Source organism: Mesorhizobium sp. M8A.F.Ca.ET.202.01.1.1 (assembly GCF_004791595.1).
GTDB lineage: Bacteria > Pseudomonadota > Alphaproteobacteria > Rhizobiales > Rhizobiaceae > Mesorhizobium.
In genome coordinates, this window is the sequence record NZ_SRUN01000120.1 from 1 (window position 1) to 361 (window position 361).

Annotated in this window: 1 protein-coding gene; it reads left to right on the plus strand. The window is 70.6% G+C overall.

Translation table 11 applies throughout. The features are described from left to right. Positions 1-361: ATP-binding cassette domain-containing protein (locus tag EN845_RS34110; RefSeq protein WP_135931293.1), on the plus strand; the 361-nt coding region annotated here is incomplete at both ends.

A 361-nucleotide genomic window follows, 5' to 3' on the forward strand; every position in this document is an offset into this window, starting at 1 on the left:
GGCGGCGCGCGCGCCTGGCGGCGTCGCGCTCTCGGCGAAGGCCGTGCGCTCCAGCGCCTATCCCGACCGCCCCGTCGATCTCGATGTGCGGCACGGCGAAATCCTCGGGCTTGCCGGTCTGGTCGGCTCGGGCCGCACGGAACTGGCGCGGGTGCTGTTCGGCATCGACGAGCGCTTCGGCGGCAGCGTGACGCTGGATGGCAAGACGCTGAAGCTCGGTTCGGCCGCCGACGCTGTCGCGAGCGGCATCTTCCTGGTGCCGGAGGACCGCAAGCTGACCGGCATCCTGCTCGACCTCTCGATCGCCGAGAACATCTCGCTGCCCAACCTGCCGGCGCATGCGAAGCATCAGCTGGTGTCG